The sequence below is a fragment of the Ruegeria sp. H7 genome, from assembly GCF_056532945.1.
In genome coordinates this window covers 34926-54032 of sequence record NZ_JBQFNZ010000013.1, presented here as the reverse complement: position 1 = coordinate 54032, position 19107 = coordinate 34926, and the positions used below count along the sequence as shown (strand labels likewise).

Sequence of the window (19107 nt, the reverse complement as noted above, 5' to 3'; positions counted from 1 at the left end):
CTGCCGGGCCCAAGGCCGCTCAGGGGCATCGGCGTCAGCCGATGGCCCGTGGCGGGCGCTGGAGTGTTCCGGGAATCGGATCACACCATGCGAACGCGGTTCAGCCCGTCCGTTTCGGTTACGGAACAGCAGATCGACCGCAACGTGCGCGGATGGTTGTAATCCCAAGGCCGCCCACGGTGCAGCGTCGCCCGCTCGTCCCAGATCAGGACGTCGCCCGCGGTCCATTGATGCGAATAGACATATTCGGGCCGGGTGCAAAAGGCGATGGCCTCGTCCAGAATGGCCTGGCTTTCCTTGTGCCCCAGCCCTTCGATGGCGAAGGCGTGGGATGCTATGAACAGGGCCTCTTCGCCCGTCACGGGGTTCGGCCAGATTGCCCGCCAGGGCCGATCGGGCCAGCGGGTCATCCGGGGCAGGGCTGCCAGATCGGCATCGATTTTCATGCGGGAATGCGACAGCCTGTGCCAGATGATGGCGTCTTGCAGCGGTTCTTTCAGGTGGCCGGGCATCTCGGCCCAGGCAGCGCGTGTCGAGGCAAGTTCCGTCTCGCCGCCGCTGGGTGGGACCACGAGGGCGGTCAGAATATTGATCAGTGCAGGGGTAGGCAGGAATGTGCTGTCTGTGTGCCACAGCATATTGGCCTGCAAATCCAGCAGGCGCAGATCGTCGCGGGCGCGCAAGCCGTCCTCTGTCTGATTGGACAGTTCAGACACCTGAAACTCCACATCGCGCCCCGCCGCCATCTGTTCGCGGTTTTCCAGCGGACCAAACAGTTCACCCAGACGCATATGATCGTCATCCGAGATGCTCTGCCCCGGAAAAAGCAGGGCGGAATGCGTTTCGAAGGCGTGCCGGATCTGGGGGTAGAGGTTATCCTGCGTGACCTCGCGCAGGTCGACGTCATGAACAATCAGGCCGAATTTGGGGTGCAGCGGGGTTGTGCGCATCAGGCTCCTCGGTCATGGGGCGGGGGTCGAGTTAATCCTCTTCGAACGGGTCCCATTCATCCTCGACCTCTGGCAGGGCTTCGGTTTCGACCTGTGCCGCGCGTTGTTCAGGGGTTTCTATTCTGGTGATCTTGGCCTTTGGAAAATGTGCCAGCACGGCCTGAACCAGCGGGTGTTCCGAGGCTTCTTCCTTCAGCGCCAGTTCCGCCCTGTCGCGAATCTCGGCAATCGTCGGCGCGTCGCCATCGGACACAATCGACACGGCCCAGCGATTGCCTGTCCACCGCTGCAGGGCCGAGCCCAACCGTGGGGCCAGATCCGTCGGGGCTTGCGGCGCAGGCGTAAACTCGATGCGTCCCGGCTGATAGGAAACCAGCCGCACGCCGTTTTCGACCTCGACCAACAGTTTCACATCACGGTTGACGCGGATCAGTTCGACCACGTGATCGAAACTGGGATAGCGCGCCAAAGCGGCCTGCGTGTCCTGGGCCAGCGCCGCGACCGGAGCACCCCCTGCCCCGCGAGGCGCAGGCGCATAGGTCGGTGCTGCGCGCGCTTCAACCGGTGCAGTGCCGTTACCGTGGATCGGCATACCGCCGCCCGGTCCGCCATTTGGTGGCGCAGGTGTATCCTGCAGACGTTTGATCAGTTCTTCCGGGCTGGGCAGATCGGCCACATGGGTCAGACGGATCACCGCCATCTCGGCTGCCATCATGGCGTTGGGGGCGGCCGAGACCTCCTCCAGCGCCTTCAACAGCATTTGCCACATGCGGGTCAGCACACGCATGGGCAGGGCGTCGGCCATCTGCTGGCCACGGGCGCGCTCGTCAGGGGATACTGTCGGATCCTCGGCTGCGTCCGGCGTGATTTTGACGACCGAGACCCAATGGGTGATCTCGGCCAGATCGCGCAGCACCGCCAGCGGGTCGGCCCCTTCGGCATATTGCGCGCTAAGCTCGGTCAGGGCACCGGCGGCATCGCCGCGCAGGATCATATCCATCAGGTCCAGCACCCGGCCACGGTCGGCCAGCCCCAGCATGGCGCGCACCTGGTCGGCGGTGGTTTCGCCTGCGCCGTGAGAAATCGCCTGATCCAACAGTGAGGTTGCGTCGCGGGCAGACCCCTCGGCCGCGCGGGTGATCAAGGCCAGCGCGTCCTCGGCAATCTCGGCCCCTTCGGCGCTGGCGATCTTTTGCAGCAGACCGATCATATCTTCGGGCTCGATCCGGCGCAGGTCAAAGCGCTGGCAGCGGGACAGGACCGTGACCGGGACCTTGCGAATCTCGGTGGTGGCGAAGATGAACTTCACATGTTCGGGCGGCTCCTCCAGCGTCTTGAGCAGCGCGTTGAAGGCGCTGGTCGAGAGCATGTGAACCTCGTCGATGATGTAAATCTTGTAGCGGGCCGAGGCGGCGCGATAGCGGACGCTGTCGATGATCTCGCGAATATCATTGACGCCGGTACGGCTGGCGGCGTCCATCTCCATCACGTCGACATGGCGGCCTTCCATGATCGCGGTGCAATGTTCGCAGACGCCACAGGGTTCGGTCGTAGGGCCACCAGTGCCATCGGGGCCGATGCAGTTCATACCCTTGGCGATGATCCGCGCCGTGGTTGTCTTGCCGGTGCCGCGTATGCCGGTCATGACAAAGGCTTGGGCTATCCTGTCGGCTTCGAACGCGTTCTTCAGCGTGCGCACCATCGCGTCCTGGCCCACCAGATCAGCAAAGGTTTCCGGGCGGTATTTGCGGGCGAGAACCTGATAGGCGGGGCTGTCTGTGTCGGTCATGTCTGCTCTGGCGGATTCGGGACGTCGTCGCAGCGTAGTGGCCGCTGCCGCCCGCGTCCACAGCAGGGTCGGGGAAATTTGGTTTGGAAAGACCCGAGATCGGCGTAAACTGGAATCTCAGTATTTTTGAAGCACATTTTACAAGCAGGCTTGGGTTTGGGAGGAAATCTTTGATGTCGCAACTGGTCGTCTACGCGCTGCAAGTCGGAGGCGGAACACTTGCGCTGACCTCGATGCCGGGACGCGGCGGAGATTACGCGGGCGATCTGGATACGATCTCGGATTGGAAACCCGGTCTTGTGATCTCGATGACCACGGAAGTTGAGATGCTGCAGGACGGGGCCCGGACCTTTGGCAGTGACATTCAGGGCCGCGCCAGCAGATGGGTTCATTTGCCGGTCGAGGATTTTGGCGCCCCGCCGCGCGCCGTTCACGATCGGTGGGGGTCGGTCAGCGCATCGGCGCGGCAGGCTTTGTCCGGCGGTGGCCGGGTGCTGGTGCATTGCCGGGGTGGGTGCGGGCGATCTGGTATGGTGGTCTTGCGCCTGATGCTGGAATGCGGGGAACCGGCAGACAAGGCGCTGGCCCGGTTGCGGGCCCTGCGCCCCTGCGCGGTAGAAACCGACGAGCAGATGGCATGGGCCACGAAAGCGACCCACGCACCTTTGGATGCGCGCTCAGGCTGATACCCGCGCCGGTTCCTGCACTGGTCTTGAAGGTCTCAGGGCCAAGACCTCAAGCATGGCGCAAGGCGTTTTTGGCAAGGCCCCGGACGGAAGGGCCGCGCATGTCTCGTCAAAAATCAGGTCGGCATAGGTATCCAGCGTTTGGATCGGCGTGTCCGCCTCGGTCCCGGAGAAAATGCGTATCTGTTCTGGTCCGGCGCGAAAGCGGGCCATGCATCCTTGCGCGCAGTGCGTCAGGTCGCTGCTGCCTTCGATTTCGAATCCTTCGCTGGTGACGTGGTCGGCCTCGTTCATTGCCTCGGCCAGCGCGCGTGCCATGCGCGCCATTGCGGGGCAGGGCCCGCCTGTGCGTTGGCAAATGGTCGCCACGTATTCGTGGGTTTTTGTCTTCCAGATCATCCTGCGCCCTCCGCGCGGCGGACGGGGACGTTGGCAGGCGGTTCAGCTATGTGCTGTCAGGACCTGCCCGGACACCCCGCCCGAGTTTCGGTTACGTTGATGATGGCAGGTCTCCTGACTTGCGGGTCGTCGCTTTGCCGACCTTCCCAGCCTTTCGGCCAGTGGCATTCCGGCATTGCTTACCGCTTACAGTTGCGGGGGCAGTCGCGGCCTTGGTTCGTTCCGGTTTGACCGGGCAGAACCGCACCGTGTTCCCTTTTCATCCCGACCCATTGTGTGGATCGGAAACCATCACACAACCGCTAGCGTCTGTTCGCGTTCTGAGTCAAGCGGGGTTTTGGGTGTCACGTACACAAGTCTTGTGCCGGGCGACGTGTGGTCAAGTGGCAGCAGGGTTGACTCGGCTGCGGGTTGTTGTGCCTCTTGGGCAGGTAAACCGATTGGTTCAGAAAGGCCCACAGGTTCGATGTTGGACACGCAGCAGCACGTGAAGATCGAGGATTTCCAGTTTCCCGCTGGTCCGGCCCAGCTGTCGGCGCGGCTGTATCGGCCTTTTACTGATCCCGACACGGTGGTGGTACTGAACGGGGCAACCGGTGTGCCGCGCGACTACTACCAGCACTTTGCTCGGTGGTTGGCTGCCGAGCGTGGCATGGCCTGCCTGACGTATGACTATCGTGATTTCGGTCACTCTGCTTCCGGCCCCATGCGCAACTCGCAGGTCACGATGTCGGACTGGGCGCTGATCGATATGCCCGCAGCACGGGCCGAGATGCGCCGGCGGTTTCCGGACGCCCGGCAGTGGAGCATTGGCCATTCCGTTGGCGGAATGCTGGGGCCCATTCAGCCGGATATCGACCAGATCGACCGGATGATCTGTGTCTGCTCGGGGTTGGTGACGCTGTCCGATCACCCATGGCCCTATCGGGGGTTGGCATGGGCGTTCTGGCATGGGCATGTACCGCTGCTTGTGAAAGCCCTGGGGTATCTGCCCGGCAAAGCCATTGGGTTCGGCGCCGATCTGCCGGGCTCTGTCTATTGGCAATGGCGCAGGTGGTGCACCGCGCCGCTGAATTATGTGCCTGAGATCGGGCAAAAACTGCCACCGGCGCGCTGGGCGGATCTGGGTGTTCCGGTGGATCTGTTCACCAGCGACGACGATCAGACCGTCCCGCCACAAGCCGTATGGCGTCTGGCGGATCTGTATGGGCCGGACGCGCGGCGGCACCTGTTGTCACCCAAGGAGTTCGGAGTGAAAGAGATCGGCCATATCGGCGCATTTGCCCGCCGGAATTCGGCAATCTGGCCCCGGTTGGTTGCCTGATTGTGCTGATGAGCGGATACGTGGGGGAAAGGTGAGAGGTTGGACATCGACCCAAGCGGGGCTCGTTGTGGCTGCTTCCTTCCGGACCTGACCAGGTTGGCGAGGCGCTCGCCCGCGCCAACCTCTCAGCGCTTGATATAGGGAAGCCTGGGGAAAATGACAACCCGTCAGAGTGTCAGTCGGATGCGTTCGAACCCCTGCGGGTCTGGGTCCAGAACGATAGGGTCGTAGTTCTGCAACTCGGGCAGGTATTTCAGCGCGCCGGGCCCTGTACTGAGGATTGCCTGAACCCCGGCCTGCGGCGTGAACGAAAACGGATAAACCGCCTGAGACAGCGGGTCGGTGGGCAGGTTCCCGGTCAGATAATCGCGTAGGATTCGCTTGATATCTATTGCGGGCAGGTTGATCGGCTCTGCCGTTTCCACAAACGGGAAATGCCCGCCACCATTGGCGCGGTAATTGTTGAGCGCGACCACAAAATCCTGATTGGGGTCGAGCGTAGACCCGTCAATTCTGGCCTGCCTGATGCGGCGGTGAGAATTGTCGATCAACTGCCCTTGAGCGTCAAACCGGGCCGGGCAGGACAGGTCGATCTGGTAGGTCAGGCCAAAGAGAAGGTCGAAATTGTACCCAACCCGACCGGAGCCGATCAGATCGGTCTCGGCGTCGCGACGCAGGGTGTTGAAAAGACCCGCCGACATCTCAAGCCAGTCCAGCACCTGAGCGCCGCTGACCTTCACCGCCCTCAGTTCGTTCGGAAAGACGTAAAGGTCCGCGATGTGGCGCAGGCACACCTCGCCCGCCGGGACATCGGTATAATAGCGCGGCCCGGACCGACCGCCGCATTTATAGGGCGAAACGGCGGACAACATGGGTAAATCGGCCAGTGCAGTGCCGGACAGATAGGGGCGTAGTGGAGCAGCTTGCGCCGAGGCCACCAGAGCCAACCCCCGATCAGCGGCGCAAAAGCTGAAAAAGCTGTGCATCGGTTTTGCGATTCGCGCCACCGGCTCGGCCATCTTGGTGCGGGTTCGGGCGTGCACGGGTGCAAAAAGCCGGACCATGTCGGGGTCCTCTGGCGTTTCAGGGGTGGGTTTGTTTTGGCGAAGCGGTCTCAACCCGACCTGCTGATCGGTGACCTGCCACCCGAGATCGGCAGAGTGGGACAGGTTCAGATCAATCACGCCCAGATGACTTCCTGCGGACCCGGGCATGACAACCGGTTTGCCATGGACCAATCCGGCCTCAGGGTCGACATGGGCCAGCCCCCCGTGGTCGTTGCCGGGAAGGGTCAGATGCGTGTGCCCGGCCACTAGGGCGTCAATGCCGTCAATAGCGACCAACGGGATCACGGCATTCTCCAGCCCCGGTACTTCCTGATCTTGACCGAGGCCGGAATGGGCCAGCGCGATGACCAGATCACACCCCGCCGATTTCAGAATCTGCACGGTGCGTCGCGCCGCGCTCAAACTATCCTCGACCGTGATATCGTCGCCCAGATGATGCGCTTCCCATTGCGCGGTTTGAGGTGGCAGAACCGACAACACGCCCACGCGGATGGGAATGTCCTGCCCGTTTCGCGAAATCGATCGGTCAAGCACCGCATGGTCCTGCCAGCGTTGCGAAACCCCCGACCGGCGGCGCATATTGCTGCACAGGACAGGACATGGAGCCTGATCGAGCACAGTGTCCAGCACCTCCAGCCCAAAGCCGAAATCGTGATTTCCAAGCCCAACGGCGTCATAGTGCAGGGCCGCAAACCCTTGCATCATTGGATGGCCGTCAGGGTCCTGTACCGCCTGATCGCCCAGCGGCGTGCCCTGAAGCGCATCGCCATTGTCGAACAGCAAAACAAGTGCGCCGTCTGCTTCGGTTCGTGCTGCGCGGATCAGACTGGCGGTTCGCGTGAATCCGATCGTGGGGTCCGGCTGATCCGAGTAATAGTCGAAACCGGTCAGATTCATGTGCAGATCAGTTGTCGCGAGAATACGAATATGCACATCCGAACTTTCAGTTTGACCCGGTCTAAAAGGTCCAGTTTTCACTCTTGAATTCTACTATTGGATGCTGGTGCTAAATCAAAATCAACAATTGGTAGACTTAATGCCAATGTTTCCAGGCCTGTGCAAGCATTGCCTCTGGCCGCGCATGGCCCGGCACCGCGAAAGGCCATTGCAACGCCGGGGCAGTCATGGCAGCCCTGTCAGCAAAGCCGAAGGGGCAGGTGATGATAAATGCAGAACAGGTGACTTTCGGTGGCGCGGGTCTGAACCGTGCGGCCCATATTCGGGGCGACGCCGAGAAGTTGTCACAAGCACAAGGCGATCCGGCAGCCAGATGTGTTCTGCTGTGGCGCGGTAAACTGCTGGTGCAGGGTGACAGGCTGGATCGGTTGGCTTTGCAGCCCATGTCTCATCCCCTGATCACACGCGGACCCGGAGGGATTGTTTCTGCCCCGATCTTTCTGGGGTTGGACGCTTCAGATGCCCCTTTGTTTGCGCTGGATATTTCGAACTGGGCCGCCGAAGGGCTGGACCTGACGGGCATCGGCGCGTTTGTCGACCGGACCGAACAGCAACATCCCGACCTGCCCGAAGGCCATGTCTTTGCCGAGCTGCGCCGGATCATGACTCGCCTGTCGCCCCTTGATGCCGAACTGGCGGCGACGGCCAAGGCGGTAATCGGCTGGCATGAAACGCATAAATTCTGCGCCAAATGCGGTGCGCCCAGTGAAATCTCGCAGGCCGGGTGGCAGCGCAGTTGCCCGACCTGCGGCGCGCAGCATTTTCCGCGTACGGACCCGGTTGTCATCATGCTGATCACCCATGGTGACGCGGTGCTGATGGGCCGCTCGCCCGGCTGGCCCGAGGGGATGTATTCACTGCTGGCCGGCTTTGTCGAACCGGGCGAAACGCTTGAGGCCGCCGTACGGCGCGAGGTGATGGAAGAGGCAGGCGTGCCGGTCGGCACGGTGTCGTACCTGTCCAGCCAACCCTGGCCGTTCCCGGCCTCGCTGATGTTCGGCTGCGCGGGCGAGGCGCTGTCGCGTGACATCTTGATCGATCCGGTCGAGATTGAAGACGCGATGTGGGTCAGCAAAACGGAAATGATGCAGGCTTTCGCAGGCGAGCATCCAACCCTGCTGCCCGCTCGAAAAGGGGCCATCGCGCATTTTCTGTTGCAAAACTGGCTTGCGGACACGCTGGACTAAGGAAAAACTGGACAAAAGGCAGCAAAGGCAGACATGCAGTTTTCAGCGCGCGAAGATATCGAAGCCCCGATCAATTCGGTATTCGAAATGGTTGCCGATTTCGAACGGTTCGAGCGTATGGCCATGCGGCGCGGCATCGATGTTCGGCGCACAACCCAAGGCGTCCCGGTCGAGGCCGGCACCACTTGGGAGACCGAGTTCAAGCTGCGCGGCAAGCCGCGTCAGATGTCGGTTGTGATGACCGATTGCGACCGTCCTGCGCAGATGCGGTTCGAAGCCAACAGCAAAGGCATGAGCGGCATTACCACCGTTGATTTTCTGGCTCTGTCACAACGCAGAACCCGCCTGAGCGTCGAAATGTCCCTAAGCGCGAAATCCCTGCCCGCCCGCCTGCTTCTGCAATCAATGAAGCTGGGGCAGGCCCGTTTCCGCAAGCAGTTCCAAATCCGCTTGGGTGAGTTCGCCCGAGAGCTGGAGCAGCGCCATAAACACGGGGCTTAGGGCGCGGGGATCAGCCTTGCGACCCGTTTTCACAAAGCTATGAAAATGTCTCACATCATTTTTCTTCACGGCGCGTCCAGTAGCGGAAAGAGCACGATCGCGCGCGCATTGCAGCAAGAGATCAGTTTGCCCTTCTGGCATATTTCGATCGATCACCTAAAAGACTCTGGTGCCCTTCCAACTGCGCGTTACCAAAATGGAGAGTTCGACTGGACCCAAGACCGTGTCGCCTTCTTCAATGGGTTTCACGCGTCAATAGCAGCCTATGCGGATGCCGGAAACAACCTGATCTTAGAACATATTCTGGATGGCCCGGGATGGGCTAAAGACCTGAAAAACCTGCTGCGCGCCCACGACGTGTTGTTTGTCTCGGTTCAATGCCCACTGCCCGTTCTGCGGGAGCGTGAACAAATACGCGGCGACCGACCGACAGGTAGTGCTGAGCAAGACCATGCGTTCATCCATACCGGCAGGCAATACGACCTAGAGGTCGATTCAACCGAAGGTACGGAAAGCTGTGTCAAGGCCATTCTGGCGGCGTGGCGCAGCGGAACAAGGCGGTCAGAGTTCAATTAGTCTCGAACGGGACCGCCCTGCATCAACCGCGCGGTTGCGCTGCCGGGTAGACGCCCAGGATCTCGACATTGGTTGTAAAGTGCTCAAGCTCGTCCATGGCCAGTTGCACGTTCCGGTCGTCCGGGTGCCCGACGATGTCTGCGTAGAACTGCGTCGCCGTGAACGAGCCATCCAGCATGTAGCTTTCCAGCTTGGTCATGTTGATGCCGTTGGTGGCAAAGCCGCCCATGGCCTTGTACAGCGCGGCTGGGATGTTGCGCACCTGAAACACGAAGCTGGTGATCATCTCATGCGCGCCCCGGCGCGACAGGTCGGCCTGGCGGGACATCAGCAAAAAGCGCGTGGTGTTGTCGCCGTGATCCTCGATATGGCGGGCCAAGACGTTCAGGCCGTAAATCTCTCCGGCCAGTTCGCTGGCCAGCGCGGCGGAATGAATGTCACCGGCCTCGGACACTTCGCGCGCGGCACGTGCGTTATCGGGGCTGACGCGTCCGCGAATGTCGTGTTCACGCAGGAACCCTGCACATTGGGGCAGCAGCACAAGATGCGAGTGCGCCTCGGTGATGTCTTCCAGTTTTGCACCCGGCACAGCGAGCAGGTTGATATGAACCCGAACAAACGCCTCTTCGATGATATGCAGACCGCTGTGCGGCAACAGCCGGTGAATATCGGCCACCCGCCCGTAGGTCGTGTTTTCCACCGGCAGCATCGCCAGATCAGCCTCGCCCGAGCGGACCGATTCGATCACATCCTCGAAGGTGCGGCAGGGCAGGGCCTCCATTTCCGGGCGCGCGTTGCGGCAGGCCTCGTGACTGTAGGCGCCGGGTTCGCCTTGAAAAGCAATGCGATTGGTCATTTGGTCGATTCCGTGCAACAAGTTCCAGAATTGGGCGTTTCGTCGCGGTGTCTATACCTTGCCTCTCGTCAGGGGAAGCCTTAGACACCTGCACAGACAGCTGAAATGGACACGCGATCAATGTTCGACACGATGACAGTTACCAAGGCCGCAGCAGGCCTGTTCGGCACTTTCCTGGTGCTGCTTCTTGCCAAATGGGGTGGCGACATCCTTTACCATTCGCATGGTGGCCACGGTGATGCGCAGGCCGCATATATCATCGAAACCGAAAGTTCGGGCGAAAGCGCCGACGGCGAAGAGGTCGTATTCGAGGATCTGCTGGCCGCCGCCGACGTCGAAAAAGGCGCAAAAGTCTTCCGCAAGTGCACCGCGTGCCACAAGCTGGAAGATGGCGCAAACGGCACCGGCCCGTACCTGTACGGCGTAGTGGACCGTCCGCTGGGCACGGCCGAGGGCTTTGGCGGCTATTCGGCAGGCATGCTTGCGCATGGCGGGAACTGGACCCCCGAAGCGTTGGATGCCTTCCTGGAGCGCCCCAGCAACTATATCTCGGGCACGACCATGAGCTTTGCGGGCCTGAAAAAGCCGCAAGAGCGCGCGGATGTGATTGCTTACCTGCAGACCATCGGCAACTGATTGCCCTCACGAATGTGAAAATCCCAAAGCCGTTGCCTTGTGCAGCGGCTTTTTTTGTGCCGAAAATCTTCACAAAGCGTTCACGCATTCTAAACTTGAATCATCCAAGGCTGGCGATTTAGCTAGCTGAACCGACATAGAAGATGACAACGATCCAGAGGACGAGCCATATGAAACCCCTCCTGCCTGCTTCGCGCGAGATGACCGTTCGGCATTGGGGGGCGGTTTTGGGAATGATGGCAGCCACCGCTTTTGGATCGGTAGGAATTGCGCAGGCGAATGACGAGAACATCACGCGCAGCCACGGGTATTCCTACTTTGGAAATCTGGACTATCCGGCCGATTATCCGCATCTGAACTACGTCAATCCGGATGCGCCGAAAGGCGGAGAGTTGTCATTGGCGGCGTCTGGAACATTCGACTCGCTGAACCCTTATTCGCGCAAAGGCCGTAGCGGAGCCTTGACCACCATTCAGTATGATCGCCTGTTCGAAAGTGCAGATGACAGTGTGGGCCAGTATTATGGCGTCCTTGCGGAAAGCCTGGAATATGACGAAGGGCGAAACTACGTCATTTTCCACCTTCGGCCCGAGGCGATGTTCTGGGATGGCACGCCGGTTACGGCCGAGGATGTGGTTTACAGCCACCGTTTGTTCATCGAGCAGGGGTTGCCGTCATACGCGCAAGCGGTAGGGCGCATGGTCACGGGGGCCGAGGCGTTGGATGACTACACGGTCAAATTCACGTTTAACCCCGAGGTGACGCGGCGTAGTCTGATCGAAACCGTTGGGGCCACGCCGGTGTTTTCGAAAGCCTGGTTCGAGGCGGATGACTCGCGCCGTTTGGACGAACCCCGCCTGGAAGTGGCCGTTGGATCGGGCCCGTATAAACTGGACAGCTACGACATTAATCGTCGGATCGTGTACAAACGGCGTGACGATTACTGGGGCAAGGATCTGCCATTCAATATTGGGCGAAACAACTTCGACACCATTCGCGTCGAATACTTCGCAGACCAGACCGCAGCCTTCGAAGGCTTCAAGGCCGGTGAATACACGATCCGGATCGAGAGCGACCCCAAGCTCTGGGCGACAAGCTATGATTTCCCCAAACTGACCGAAGGTTCGGTTGTGCAGGATGAGATCGCGGATGGCAGCCCTCCGACCCCGTCTGGTTTTGTGTTCAATCTGGGCAAACCTCAGTTTGAGGACAAAAACGTGCGCAAGGCGCTGGCGCTGGCCTTCAATTTCGAATGGGCAAACGAATCCCTGCTGTTCGGTCTGAACTCACCTCGCAGTTCTTTTGTCCAAGGCACGCCGTTGGAGGCGCAGGATGTTCCCACAGGGGATGAACTGGCGTTTCTGGAAACGCTGGGGGATGTCGTACCTGCGGACTTTTTGTCCGAACCGGCGATCATGGCGCACGAATCCAATTCGGCGCGGCTGAATGACCGTCGCAATCTGCGCAAGGCGTCCCAGATGCTGGACGAAGCAGGATGGCCGGTTGGCGACGGCAACCTGCGCCGAAACGCCGAGGGGCAGACCCTGAAGGTGAATATCCCTTACCCATCGAATTTGCCCACATCGACAGCTACGATGATCGAAACCTATGTGCAGAACCTTCAGGCGCTGGGCGTTGATGCGTCGGCAGAAAAGGTCGATCCGGCCCAATACACCCTGCGCAGCCGGGAACGCGACTATGACATGGTGTATTCGACCCGGTATGGCACGTTCCTCTCGACCGGCGGCGGCTTGCTGCAGATGTACGGGTCCGAGGAAGCGGCCTTTAGCTTGTTCAACCCTGCGGGACTGGCAAGCCCGCTGGTTGATGCAATCATCAACGCGTCATTCGAGACGGACAATCAGGCTGATCAAGACACAGCCCTTATGGCGCTGGATCGGGCACTGCGGTATGAGTTCTTCGTAATCCCCGTGGGATATATCGCGGACTACTGGACGGCCTATTACGACATGTATGAATACCCGGAAAACCTGCCACCTTACTCGCTTGGTCATCTGGATTTGTGGTGGATCAACCCCGAGAAAGAAGCCGCGCTGAAAGCGAAAGGCGCGCTGCGTTAAGATGGGCGCCTATATTCTAAGACGCCTGCTTTTGGTCATCCCGACCTTGCTGGGCATCATGGTGGTCAACTTTACGCTGGTGCAGTTCGTGCCCGGCGGGCCGGTCGAACAGATCATTGCTCAGATCGAAGGGCAGGGGGACGTGTTCGCCGGGTTCGCAGGCGGCGGCGATGCAGGCGCCGGGGCCGAGCCTGCGGGCGGCGGTGTTTTTGACGACAAGTATGTCGGCGCTCGTGGCTTGCCGCCCGAATTCATCGCCGAACTGGAAAAGGAATTCGGCTTCGACAAGCCCCCGCTCGAACGGTTTCTGAGCATGATGGGCAACTACCTGACGCTGGATTTCGGCGAGAGCTATTTTCGTTCGATCAGCGTGATTGATCTGGTGCTGGAAAAGATGCCGGTTTCGATCTCGCTGGGCCTGTGGTCCACACTGATCGCTTATCTGGTGTCGATCCCGCTGGGTATTCGCAAGGCGGTCAAGGAAGGCTCGACCTTCGATACATGGACCAGCGGCGCGATCATCGTGGCTTATGCGATCCCCGGCTTCCTGTTCGCCATTCTGCTTCTGGTGCTGTTCGCCGGTGGCTCATACTGGCAGATCTTCCCGCTGCGGGGGCTGACCTCGGACAATTGGGACAGCCTCAGCCTGATGGGCAAGATCGGAGATTATTTCTGGCATATCGCCCTGCCGATTATCGCCCTGACGATCTCGGCCTTTGCAACGCTGACGCTGCTGACGAAGAACTCGTTCTTGGATGAGATCAAGAAGCAGTATGTCATGACCGCCCGAGCCAAGGGGCTGGGCGAGCGGAAGGTTCTGTATGGCCACGTGTTCCGCAATGCGATGCTGATTGTGATCGCCGGGTTCCCGGCTGTGTTCATCGGCGTCTTCTTCGGCGGCTCGATCATTATCGAAACGATCTTCTCGCTGGACGGTCTGGGCCGCCTGGGCTTTGAGGCCGCCGTGGCGCGCGATTATCCGGTGATCTTTGGCACGCTGTTCATCTTTGGCCTCATGGGTCTGGTGGTCGGCATCATCAGCGATTTGATGTATGTGCTGGTCGATCCGCGCATCGACTTTGAAAAGCGGGAGGGGTAGATGGCGCTTTCCCCTCTCAACCAGCGCCGTTGGCGCAATTTCCGGCGCAATGGCCGGGCCTTCTGGTCGCTGATCATCTTTTCGGTGCTGTTCGGTCTGTCCCTCTTTGCCGAATTCATCGCCAATGACAAACCGATCCTGGTGCAATACCGAGGTGAGTATTACACGCCGATCTTCAAATTCTATCCCGAGACGGATTTCGGCGGCGATTTCCAGACCGAAGCGATCTATCGCGACCCCGAGGTGATGTGCCTGATCGACAGTGGGGGTCTGGAGGAGTGTTTCGATGACCCCGAAGGCATCATCGAACAGATCGACGCGGGAACGTTTGAGGCTGAAGGGTTTGAAAAGGGCTGGGCCATCTGGCCCCTGATCCCCTATTCCTACAACACCAGCGTCGATCGCCCCGGCGCGGCCCCATTGCCGCCCAACGGGCAGAACCTGCTGGGTACGGACGACACGAAACGGGACGTTCTGGCCCGCGTCATCTACGGCTTCCGCCTGTCGATCCTGTTCACCCTGATCGTCACCGGCGCCGCCAGCCTGATCGGGATATTCGCCGGGGCCATTCAGGGCTTTTTCGGCGGTTGGCTGGATCTGATCTTCCAACGGATTATCGAGATCTGGTCGGCGACCCCGTCGCTTTATGTGATCATCATCATGTTCGCCATTCTGGGGCGAAGTTTCTGGCTGCTTGTGGCGTTGATGATCCTGTTCAGTTGGACCGGACTTGTGGGCGTTGTGCGGGCCGAATTCCTGCGGGCGCGCAATTTGGAATATGTTCGTGCCGCACGCGCGCTGGGTGTGGGCAACATGACCATCATGTTCCGCCATATGCTGCCCAACGCAATGGTCGCCACGTTGACCTTTATGCCATTCATCGTCACCGGCACCATCGGTGGTCTGGCGTCGCTGGATTTTCTGGGCTTCGGCCTGCCATCCTCGGCCCCGTCACTGGGCGAGCTGACCTTGCAGGCGAAACAGAACCTGCAGGCCCCGTGGCTGGCCTTCACCGCGTTCTTCACCTTTGCCATCATGCTGTCGCTGCTGGTCTTCATTTTCGAAGGCGTCCGCGATGCGTTTGATCCCAGAAAGACGTTCTCATGACCGAAAAGGTGATCAACAGGCCGATGGAACGCCTCATCCTTGTCGCGGGGCTAGTGGCATTGGGATACATCATTCTGGTGATGGGTGGGCTCGGCTGGGAGTTCTTTACCACGCACCCCCACGGCCCGTTTCAGTACGACGTCTTTGGCCTGTTTTTCCTGGTGCTGTTCGGGCTGGGTACAGCCGTTCTGATCGCCAGCGCGGTCATCTTTGCAACGAAACGGTCTTTCCCGACCTGGCTGCAGGTCGGCGCGATGCTCGGTGCCGTATGGGTGGGTTTCACGCACGCAGCGCTTGGGGGGATCAGCGTATGAAAATGTCGCTGTTGAATGTGCAGGACCTGAAAGTCTCGTTCCGGCAGGACGGTCAGGTATCAGCGGCCGTCAAAGGCGTGTCCTTCACCGTGGATCGGGGCGAAACGGTCGCCTTGGTGGGTGAATCCGGGTCGGGCAAATCCGTGACGGCCCTGTCCACGGTGTCCTTGCTGGGCGACAGCGCGATTGTCGAAGGCTCGGTGCAATATGACGGGCAGGAGATGATCGGCGCGTCCGAGGACACGCTGATGGGCGTGCGCGGCAACGATATCAGCTTTATCTTTCAGGAGCCGATGACCTCGCTCAACCCGCTGCACACGATCCAGAAACAGATGGCGGAATCGCTTGCGCTGCATCAGGGGATATCGGGCGACGCGGCGCGGGATCGGATTGTCGAGCTACTGACCAAGGTGGGTATCCGTGACCCCGAAGAACGTCTGGACAGCTATCCGCATCAACTGTCCGGCGGACAGCGACAGCGAGTGATGATCGCGATGGCGCTGGCCAACAAGCCGGATATCCTTATCGCGGATGAGCCGACAACGGCGTTGGACGTCACCATTCAGGCGCAGATCCTCGAACTGCTGGCCGAATTGCAGAAATCCGAGAATATGGGGATGCTATTCATCACCCATGATCTGGGGATCGTCCGTCGGATCGCTGACCGGGTTTGCGTGATGAAGGATGGCGAAATTGTCGAAACCGGCGTCACGGCTGAGATTTTCGACAACCCGCAGCACCCCTATACGCGCAAGCTGCTGGCGGCTGAGCCTTCGGGCCAACCGGACCCTGTTGCATATGACGCAGAAGAGGTCGCGCGCACGGACCATCTGAAAGTCTGGTTCCCGATCCAGCGGGGTTTCCTGAAACGCACCGTGGGTCATGTGAAGGCCGTCAATGACGCCACGCTCAGCGTCCGGGCGGGTGAGACATTGGGGATCGTCGGCGAAAGTGGCTCGGGCAAGACCACATTGGCGCTGGCCATCATGCGGCTGATTGCGTCAGAAGGCGGTATTACATTCCGCGACCAGAACGTCCGCCGCTGGTCCACGCGGCAGTTGCGGCGACTTCGCAAGGATATGCAGATCGTGTTTCAGGACCCGTTCGGCAGCCTCAGCCCGCGCATGACCTGCCAGCAGATCATCGCCGAGGGGCTGGCCATCCATAAGGTCGATCCCCATCGCGCCCCGCGCGAATTGGTGGCCGAAGTGATGACCGAAGTGGGCCTGGACCCGGCGTCGATGGATCGCTACCCGCATGAGTTCTCGGGCGGGCAACGTCAGCGCATCGCGATTGCGCGGGCCATGGTTTTGCGCCCGAAACTGCTGGTTCTGGACGAACCGACCAGCGCGCTGGACATGACGGTGCAGGTTCAGATCGTCGATTTGCTGCGCGATCTGCAGCGGAAATACGGGCTGGCCTATCTGTTCATCAGCCACGATCTGAAGGTTGTGCGCGCCATGTCCCATAATGTCGTCGTCATGCGCAACGGTGACGTGATCGAGATGGGCGCGGCAGAAGACCTGTTTGAAAACGCGCAAACAGACTATACGCGCGAGTTGATTGCGGCGGCGGGCTGACGCCCGCCCGACGCGTTTCTCAGGCGCTGGCCTTTTCCCGGTCGGCGGGTTTGGGAACCGGTCCGCGCAGCTCCTCATAATGATCAAAGCTGAGCTTGACCCAACCGGTCCCGCGCGTGGCGCTGGCGAGGGTGCGGTGTAGCTCATCCTGTGCAACGGCCGGAAGCTGCGCATTGAAGATCTCCCAGCCCGAGGCGTTTGGATTGCCCTCGAACCCCAAAACCTGCCCTTGCAGCGTGCTGATCGTGGGCACCAGATCGCCGACGAAATCCGACGGCAGGTGAATCTCGGCGGTCAGGATCGGTTGCAGGACCACGGGTTTGGCTTCGGGCAGGGCCTCGCGGACGGCGTTCTTGCCTGCGGTGCGGAAGGCATAGTCCGAACTGTCGACATTGTGGTGCTTTCCGTCGCTGAGTGTGACTTTGACATCCACAACCGGAAAGCCTTCGGGGCCCTGTACCAGCGCGTCCTTGGCCCCGTGTTCGACCGACGGGATATAGTTCTTCGGCACGGCCCCGCCCTTGACGATTTCCTCGAACTGAAAGCCCGACCCGCGCGGCAGCGGCGCGACCGAGATGACCACATCGGCAAATTGTCCGGCCCCGCCGGATTGCTTGCGGTGCCGATGCCGGTGTTCCACCTGCGTGCGGATGGTTTCGCGATAGGCGGTTTCAACCGCGCTGGTTTCGATTTCGATGCCGAAATCTTCTAACAGCTTCGCCGTCACCCGCCGCATATGCTGTGGCCCTTGCGAGCCCAGAACGGAATGACCGCTGAGTTCATCCTGCTCCATCTGAAGCCCCGGATCGATTTCGACCAGTCGGGTCAGGGCGTTGGACAGGCGCACGTCGTCGCGTTCATGCGCGGGCGAGACGATCTGCCGGTGCGCAACCGGGTGCGACGCGGCCCAATCCGGCAACGGTGTTGCCGCACGGCTGTCATAAATAAAACCGGGATTCAGGTGATCGGATTTGACCGCCAGACCGATCTGCCCGGCCTCCAACGCATTGATCTGGGTTTTCGCGTCCAGCGTGGTCAGGTTGCCCACGGTTTCGCCGCCCAACGCCTCGTGCGCTTTGACGCCGTCGCCCAGGCCACGCAGCACGGTGATCTTGCCGATATGTTTCTTAACATCAGCAAAGCCTGCGATTGCGCGGGCATTGTCTGCGGCTTCGTCACGCCCGGCGGCGATATCAAACTCAGGCGCCTCGTGCCGCAGGGCTTTCATCAACCGGGTCAGGCCATTGCCATGGCTTGCGGCCCCCAGACAGGCCGGGATCAGCTGGTGGTTCTGCAGGACTTGCGCGGCGAGGTCATAGACCTCGGCGCTGGGGGGCTGCTTGTCCTCGATCAGTTGCTCCAGCAGGTTGTCATCGAAATCGGACAGGGTTTCCAGCAATTCGGTGCGGGCCTCCTGCTCGCGATCCTCGACCGATTGCGGCAATTCAATCAGGGCCGAGGGCTGGCCTTCCTGATATTTCCACGCGCGTTCAGAAATCAGATCGACCGCGCCGATGATCGTTTCCCCTTCGCGGATCGGGACCTGGCGCAATGCGATGTGATTGGTGCAATAGGTTTGCAGCGCCGCGATAATGTCGCGGATGCGGCCGTTGGGATTGTCCATCCGGTTGATGAACAGAAAGCAGGGGATGCCGGCCTCTTCGACCAATCTCAGATACGGCGCACACAGCACAGCGGCGTCTGGATCGGGTGGCACGACGACAACTGCCGCGTCCGAGATTGCCATGGCCGGACCGACATAAGCCAGCGCATCGCCGCCGCCATCAACGTCAACCGCGCACCACGGTTCGTCCAAGTAAGAAAAACCGTGCAAATGCACGGTTCCGGATACGTCGAATGTTGTGGGGCGCCCGTCGAGGCGGCTGATGGCCTCGACCAGAGTGGATTTGCCCGATTGACTGGGGCCCAGGACGGTGAAAACGCGCATATGTGCTGTCCCTCTTTCAGGTTGCAGAGTGGCTGCACGAATGAGGATGT

At 60.5% G+C, this 19107-nt stretch carries 17 protein-coding genes, 1 other RNA gene and 1 riboswitch; of the genes, 11 read left to right on the top strand and 7 right to left on the bottom strand.

What is annotated here, in order from left to right; all coding sequences use genetic code 11:
* Nucleotides 1-80 precede the first annotated feature (80 nt).
* Nucleotides 81-950, bottom strand: coding sequence for a TauD/TfdA dioxygenase family protein (locus ACR0AC_RS20235; RefSeq protein WP_480780934.1), 870 nt, complete (start codon nucleotides 948-950; stop codon nucleotides 81-83).
* A gap of 31 nt (nucleotides 951-981) precedes the next feature.
* Complete coding sequence (locus tag ACR0AC_RS20230) at nucleotides 982-2739, bottom strand: DNA polymerase III subunit gamma/tau (protein WP_480875698.1); 1758 nt, start codon at nucleotides 2737-2739, stop codon at nucleotides 982-984.
* A 173-nt stretch (nucleotides 2740-2912) separates the two neighbouring features.
* Between ACR0AC_RS20230 and ACR0AC_RS20225 the strand changes: the two genes are divergently transcribed.
* Nucleotides 2913-3425, top strand: a complete 513-nt coding sequence (locus ACR0AC_RS20225; RefSeq protein WP_480875696.1) for a protein-tyrosine phosphatase family protein — start codon at nucleotides 2913-2915, stop codon at nucleotides 3423-3425.
* On the opposite strand, the gene ACR0AC_RS20220 is transcribed toward ACR0AC_RS20225, so the two are convergent.
* On the bottom strand, nucleotides 3417-3824 hold the full coding sequence (locus tag ACR0AC_RS20220) for a hypothetical protein (protein ID WP_480875693.1): 408 nt from the start codon (nucleotides 3822-3824) through the stop codon (nucleotides 3417-3419). The two genes, ACR0AC_RS20225 and ACR0AC_RS20220, sit on opposite strands and share 9 nt — an antisense overlap.
* Nucleotides 3825-3911: 87 nt before the next feature.
* Nucleotides 3912-4132, bottom strand: a riboswitch (cobalamin riboswitch).
* A gap of 158 nt (nucleotides 4133-4290) precedes the next feature.
* Between ACR0AC_RS20220 and ACR0AC_RS20215 the strand changes: the two genes are divergently transcribed.
* Nucleotides 4291-5148, top strand: coding sequence for an alpha/beta hydrolase family protein (locus tag ACR0AC_RS20215; RefSeq protein WP_480875691.1), 858 nt, complete (start codon nucleotides 4291-4293; stop codon nucleotides 5146-5148).
* Nucleotides 5149-5177: 29 nt separating this feature from the next.
* On the opposite strand, the gene ffs is transcribed toward ACR0AC_RS20215, so the two are convergent.
* Together ffs and ACR0AC_RS20205 are read right to left on the bottom strand one after the other, a co-directional pair.
* Nucleotides 5178-5276, bottom strand: an RNA gene (ffs, locus tag ACR0AC_RS20210) — signal recognition particle sRNA small type.
* 39 nt (nucleotides 5277-5315) lie between these two features.
* On the bottom strand, nucleotides 5316-7148 hold the full coding sequence (locus ACR0AC_RS20205) for a bifunctional 2',3'-cyclic-nucleotide 2'-phosphodiesterase/3'-nucleotidase (RefSeq protein ID WP_480875687.1): 1833 nt from the start codon (nucleotides 7146-7148) through the stop codon (nucleotides 5316-5318).
* Nucleotides 7149-7375: 227 nt separating this feature from the next.
* Here ACR0AC_RS20205 and nudC point away from each other — a divergent pair, with 227 nt between their 5' ends.
* From nudC to ACR0AC_RS20190, 3 genes are read left to right on the top strand one after another with little or no spacing between them, the layout of a single operon-like run.
* Complete coding sequence (nudC, locus tag ACR0AC_RS20200) at nucleotides 7376-8359, top strand: NAD(+) diphosphatase (RefSeq protein WP_480875703.1); 984 nt, start codon at nucleotides 7376-7378, stop codon at nucleotides 8357-8359.
* Between the two features lie 33 nt (nucleotides 8360-8392).
* On the top strand, nucleotides 8393-8860 hold the full coding sequence (locus ACR0AC_RS20195) for an SRPBCC family protein (protein WP_170455105.1): 468 nt from the start codon (nucleotides 8393-8395) through the stop codon (nucleotides 8858-8860).
* A gap of 45 nt (nucleotides 8861-8905) precedes the next feature.
* Nucleotides 8906-9436, top strand: a complete 531-nt coding sequence (locus ACR0AC_RS20190; protein WP_480875684.1) for a chloramphenicol phosphotransferase CPT family protein — start codon at nucleotides 8906-8908, stop codon at nucleotides 9434-9436.
* Nucleotides 9437-9458: 22 nt separating this feature from the next.
* Here ACR0AC_RS20190 and ACR0AC_RS20185 read toward each other — a convergent pair whose 3' ends face one another.
* Nucleotides 9459-10292 carry a prephenate dehydratase gene (locus tag ACR0AC_RS20185; RefSeq protein WP_170455103.1) on the bottom strand — a complete coding sequence of 278 codons (834 nt, stop codon included), beginning with the start codon at nucleotides 10290-10292 and terminating at the stop codon, nucleotides 9459-9461.
* 120 nt (nucleotides 10293-10412) lie between these two features.
* On the opposite strand from ACR0AC_RS20185, the gene ACR0AC_RS20180 reads away from it, so the two are divergent.
* The 6 genes from ACR0AC_RS20180 to ACR0AC_RS20155 all read left to right on the top strand — a co-directional run bounded on the left by ACR0AC_RS20180 (nucleotide 10413) and on the right by ACR0AC_RS20155 (nucleotide 17109).
* Nucleotides 10413-10928 (top strand): c-type cytochrome, encoded by a 516-nt coding sequence (locus tag ACR0AC_RS20180; RefSeq protein ID WP_170455395.1) that lies wholly within the window; start codon nucleotides 10413-10415, stop codon nucleotides 10926-10928.
* Between the two features lie 170 nt (nucleotides 10929-11098).
* Nucleotides 11099-13009 carry an extracellular solute-binding protein gene (locus ACR0AC_RS20175; protein ID WP_480586576.1) on the top strand — a complete coding sequence of 637 codons (1911 nt, stop codon included), beginning with the start codon at nucleotides 11099-11101 and terminating at the stop codon, nucleotides 13007-13009.
* Between the two features lies 1 nt (nucleotide 13010).
* Nucleotides 13011-14108, top strand: a complete 1098-nt coding sequence (locus tag ACR0AC_RS20170) for a microcin C ABC transporter permease YejB (protein WP_480875681.1) — start codon at nucleotides 13011-13013, stop codon at nucleotides 14106-14108.
* The gene (locus tag ACR0AC_RS20165) at nucleotides 14109-15215 is read left to right on the top strand and encodes an ABC transporter permease (protein WP_480875679.1); all 1107 of its coding nucleotides are present in this window, start codon (nucleotides 14109-14111) and stop codon (nucleotides 15213-15215) included.
* Entirely contained in the window at nucleotides 15212-15529 is a 318-nt protein-coding gene (locus ACR0AC_RS20160; RefSeq protein ID WP_480875677.1) for an MICOS complex subunit MIC10 family protein, read from the top strand. The genes ACR0AC_RS20165 and ACR0AC_RS20160 overlap by 4 nt, the downstream gene beginning before the upstream one ends.
* A 2-nt stretch (nucleotides 15530-15531) precedes the next feature.
* A complete protein-coding gene (locus tag ACR0AC_RS20155) occupies nucleotides 15532-17109 on the top strand; it encodes an ABC transporter ATP-binding protein (RefSeq protein WP_480781015.1) in 1578 nt (525 codons plus the stop codon).
* A gap of 19 nt (nucleotides 17110-17128) precedes the next feature.
* On the opposite strand, the gene ACR0AC_RS20150 is transcribed toward ACR0AC_RS20155, so the two are convergent.
* A complete protein-coding gene (locus ACR0AC_RS20150; protein ID WP_480586582.1) occupies nucleotides 17129-19057 on the bottom strand; it encodes an elongation factor G in 1929 nt (642 codons plus the stop codon).
* Nucleotides 19058-19107: the final 50 nt, after the last annotated feature.